4 protein-coding genes are annotated in these 2,550 nt (G+C 32.7%); all 4 read right to left on the bottom strand.

Annotation, left to right across the window (positions count from 1 at the left end; genetic code table 11):
- On the bottom strand, window positions 1–435 hold a 435-nt coding region (locus MSI_RS13265), incomplete at its 3' end, for a glycosyltransferase (protein ID WP_202799349.1).
- A gap of 118 nt (window positions 436–553) precedes the next feature.
- A complete protein-coding gene (locus MSI_RS13260; protein WP_009108118.1) occupies window positions 554–1,612 on the bottom strand; it encodes an NAD(P)-dependent oxidoreductase in 1,059 nt (352 codons plus the stop codon).
- Window positions 1,613–1,615: 3 nt separating this feature from the next.
- A complete protein-coding gene (gene ispD / locus MSI_RS13255; protein WP_009108116.1) occupies window positions 1,616–2,332 on the bottom strand; it encodes a 2-C-methyl-D-erythritol 4-phosphate cytidylyltransferase in 717 nt (238 codons plus the stop codon).
- The coding region (locus MSI_RS15105) for a hypothetical protein (RefSeq protein WP_039925060.1) at window positions 2,332–2,550 on the bottom strand (219 nt) is incomplete at its 5' end. The genes ispD and MSI_RS15105, both read right to left, overlap by 1 nt.

Genomic DNA, 2,550 nt, shown 5'->3' with positions numbered 1-2,550 from the left:
GCTACCGTTTGGATTTTCCATTACAAATTTTAATGCTTTTTCACTAATAGAGTGTTTTCTCCAATAGTCAAGATTAATCAGCATAACACCTGAATTAAAATACCCATCTTTAAATGGATAATCTAATCTGTTATAACGGCAGATGTCATCACATTCAACATCAAAAGCAGCTGCCAACGAAAAATCAGAAATATCTGTTTCGTACAGTTCCATTAACGAGTCAACAACAATAATATCACAATCAAAATAAAGAACTTTATGAACATCTGAAGGAAGTTTTTTTTCAATAAAAAATCGGAGATAAGCACCTAGTGTCAGACGATTGTCTGGAACTGGTAATGCATCCAATTCATTTTGCATTTCATACACAGATAATACAGCTCTATTATTAACCGCACTTTGCAAAGCTTCAACACCAGATTTATCTACATTCAAGAGAAGCGCAAAAAATGTAGATTCTCAGATGAGTTTGTTGTAATAATTGATTTTAAAAGAATAATTGCCTGCTTTATTAAGTTGCTATCTAGACAAAATACAATATTCATATTTTAAATTACTCCGCTGAATTCATCGATTCAATCAATCGCTTAAACATTTCTTCAATGCCAATTTTTGGTGTCCATCCCAACTTCTGCAATTTCTGAGAAACAAGTCGAATTTTTACAATCGGATTGTAACCAAGTTTAGAGACATCGTCTGCTAAATCAAACAGAACTTTCACATTTGCTTCTGGATAAAGCGTGCAGACAAGTTTTGCCATATCCGCAATAGAAATAGTCGTTTCTTCATTAGCGATATTATAGGCTTCTCCCGAATTACCTTCTGCAAGTACTGTTAGGATTCCAGAAACTGCATCAGTAGTATAACAATAGTTGCGGACGGTTTCGCCTTTTGTACGAAGAACTATATTTTTCTTTTCAATAACACTTCTTGCAAACTGAGCAAAAACTCGATTATCGTTATAACTAACTCCAGCTCCAAAAGTCTGACACAATCGTGCGATTTTCACAGACACACCATATTGAGAATGATATGAAGCACAAAGTGTTTCTACCATTCTTTTGCTTTCTGAATAACTGGAACGAACCGACATTGTATCAATATATCCAGAATCATTTTCTGAAATTGTTTTAATACCTTCGAAATCTGTAAAAGAACCGTATACTTCAAGAGAGCTTAAATAAACAAATCCTTTTAAGTGCTTATTTCGGCATTGTTCCAGCAAGTTTTTTGTGCCAGAAATTGCTATATCAATAGTTTCAACAGGTTTTTCTACAAAAGATTTAGAATCTGTAAAACTAGCACCGTGAATAATATAATCCAACTCAATATCTTTTATACTGATATTTCTTATATCCCCAAACAATGGAAAGACACAATTTCTTTCATTATCAGAAAAAACAGAAGCAAACTTCTCTTTGCACCTACAACAAGCATAAATCCGAATATTTGCATTATGCTCATCATTATATTTACATAGTGATTTTATTAAAATTGAACCTATTAAACCTGTTGCACCAGTTACAAGAACAGAACTATTTTCGAATGGTTCAAAATAATGAGTTTCTTTAACTAAGTCGGCAATATCTTTTTCTATGACAATGTTATTCATATTCTATAATCCAAAAATTTGCTGGTTTTCACGAACTTCATACAAAGCTTTGAATGTGTAAAAATCCGCAGGCGTAGTAATCTTTATGTTGTCAAAGTTACCTTTTACGGTAAAAAGCTCATAACCATACAGTTTCATCAAGCTGGCAGAATCGATTATATTCGTCTGTTTGTCGGAAATAGCTCTTTCGTGTGCAGAAAGTATATCATTCAGATAAAAGCATTGTGGAGCTTTTGCGTGAAAACATTTACTTCTGTCAGTAATACTCTGTATTTTGTTATCATCAATCGTAACAATTGTTTCAATTGCTGGAGTTACCGTTATAGCAGATCCATATTTTTTTACAGATTCTATACAGCTTGAAATAAGTTCTTCATTTACAAAAGGGCGGACTCCATCATGAATTAGGACAACAGGATTATCATAGTTCAATGACGAAACAGCTTTTAAGCCATTATAAATGGATTCTTGACCAGTTTTACCACCTGCAACAATTCTGAGAACTTTATCAATTTCATACTTTGTAACAAGTTTTTGCAAATAAGGAATCCATTCTTCAATACAAACTACAGTAATGGCATCTATATTCTGATGATTCTGAAAGTTTTCAAGAGTATGAACAATCAATTCTTTTCCGTAAAACTGCAAAAACTGTTTAGGTTTTCCTTTGCTGTTCATACGAGTCCCAGAACCACCCGCAAAGATTAAAGCTACATTCATTACATCCCCCATATACGTAATATTCTCGATATACAATGCTGATAATTTGTTACTGCAAAGATTTTTTTATAATCTTTAACAAGAATTATTGAAGTTTTGAATTTGCTTTTACCCGTTCCCAATGTATTGTGATAACACAAGACTTTTTTTACAATACTATCCAGTAAAGGAAATTTTTCAGCAGGATATTTTTTCTGTAACTCAGCACATAAAGCAGG

The sequence above is a fragment of the Treponema sp. JC4 genome (genome assembly GCF_000260795.1).
In the GTDB taxonomy this organism is placed as follows: Bacteria; Spirochaetota; Spirochaetia; order Treponematales; family Treponemataceae; genus Treponema_D.
This window is presented reverse-complemented; position numbering and strand designations above follow the sequence as displayed.

Bases quoted from the DNA above. Each gene is read 5' to 3' on its own strand.
- MSI_RS13260 (WP_009108118.1), bottom strand. From the start codon at position 1,612: ATGAATAACATTGTCATAGAAAAAGATATTGCCGACTTAGTTAAAGAA.
- ispD (WP_009108116.1), bottom strand. From the start codon at position 2,332: ATGAATGTAGCTTTAATCTTTGCGGGTGGTTCTGGGACTCGTATGAAC.